Source organism: Acinetobacter sp. YH12120 (genome assembly GCF_013418795.1).
GTDB classification, from domain to species: Bacteria; Pseudomonadota; Gammaproteobacteria; order Pseudomonadales; family Moraxellaceae; genus Acinetobacter; species Acinetobacter towneri.
In genome coordinates this window covers 1-1,271 of sequence record NZ_VPBI01000056.1, presented here as the reverse complement: position 1 = coordinate 1,271, position 1,271 = coordinate 1, and the positions used below count along the sequence as shown (strand labels likewise).

Annotated in this window: 2 protein-coding genes and 1 pseudogene; 2 read left to right on the top strand and 1 reads right to left on the bottom strand. The window is 30.5% G+C overall.

Going from position 1 to position 1,271, the window contains the following annotated elements; translation table 11 throughout:
- A pseudogene (locus FTU58_RS14190) lies at nucleotides 1-66 on the bottom strand (helix-turn-helix domain-containing protein); the annotation flags it as partial.
- 290 nt (nucleotides 67-356) lie between these two features.
- On the opposite strand from FTU58_RS14190, the gene FTU58_RS13955 reads away from it, so the two are divergent.
- Together FTU58_RS13955 and FTU58_RS13950 are read left to right on the top strand one after the other, a co-directional pair.
- Nucleotides 357-710 carry a hypothetical protein gene (locus FTU58_RS13955; RefSeq protein WP_180062597.1) on the top strand — a complete coding sequence of 118 codons (354 nt, stop codon included), beginning with the start codon at nucleotides 357-359 and terminating at the stop codon, nucleotides 708-710.
- A gap of 5 nt (nucleotides 711-715) precedes the next feature.
- Nucleotides 716-1,111 (top strand): hypothetical protein, encoded by a 396-nt coding sequence (locus FTU58_RS13950; protein ID WP_180009214.1) that lies wholly within the window; start codon nucleotides 716-718, stop codon nucleotides 1,109-1,111.
- The last annotated feature ends 160 nt before the right edge of the window (nucleotides 1,112-1,271 follow it).

Genomic DNA, 1,271 nt, shown 5'->3' with positions numbered 1-1,271 from the left:
CTTGGCCAGAAAAATGAGTCGTTCTCGCTGTTCTAAACTAAGTGGTACAGAAACAATTCGAGGCATGTGTGAACATCTGTTAACTAAAAAAACTTTTTCGCATGATTAGTTATTTTTGTCAACTTACAATAATTCAAGATCAAGGAATGTGAGTGTATGTAGGTTTTATTTAAAGAAACATATATTGCTATATTTTTTTGCATTAATTTTTAAAGAAGACAATTCCTGATTTATTTAGTCAACTTTAGCTTCATTACTTTCAGTAAAATTTAGTATAAAAGTGTAATTCCATCTTTTTATCAAAAGTTAAAGTCATTAGTATAAGTTTGCTTCAATTTTTTAGAAAAGGTACAAAAATGAAATATATTTTAGGGGCAACATTACTTGCATTCGGTTTAATGGGATGTAACTCAAATTTAAATAATGAAGTGAGCCAAGAAAAAGTACAAAGTAATGCACCTGCAGAAACACAAGTTATTTATTTTAATGGCCCAAAAGATTTAACCATTGAATTAAAATCTTCAGATAATTTTGAAACTGCAGAAATGGTAGATAATTCAGACACAGTTTATCATTTAAAACGTGCTGTATCTGGTAGCGGTATTTTACTGAGCAATGATGATGGTGTATCTATTCACTTTAAAGGTGGTGAAGGAGTACTTGAGTTAGTCAAAGATCAGCCTATTAATATTACTGAATTTAAAAAATAGATTTTTTGCTGATTTTAGGCATACATAAGGACGAAAGTAATAATACTATTGGTAATTACATAGTCGAAGGCACCAAGCCATCAACTAAAGATAAAGTTATTAATGTTGAAACACAATATTATGAAAATCCAGGACATCATGACTTGAAAGATGGAAATATGCCTTATAACTCTACTAAAGCAATAATTCCTGACAATCATGTAAAATTATGGGAAAACAGTGTAAAAATTGATAGTGATCCAAAAATAGATGGGCAATTGAAAATAAAGATGGGAAGGTCATTTATCATAGGTTTCAAGATGATGGTAATGGCAATTTCCATTGGAATGGTTCGACAAAAGGTATTACGTCCTCAGGAAAGGAACGAAATATCAAGATTTCTGATGTCCCTTCTGACTTGATAAAAATGGTAGATAGCAAATGAATAGGTAATACCCCCATTTTTAATTGAATTAATGGGTAGAAAATCTAAAGCCTTGTTATTGTTTAAAAATAGGTGGACAACCATTTACTGACATATGAGGTCGTTCATGATTATAAAAGTACTGCCAGTCAGTTGTA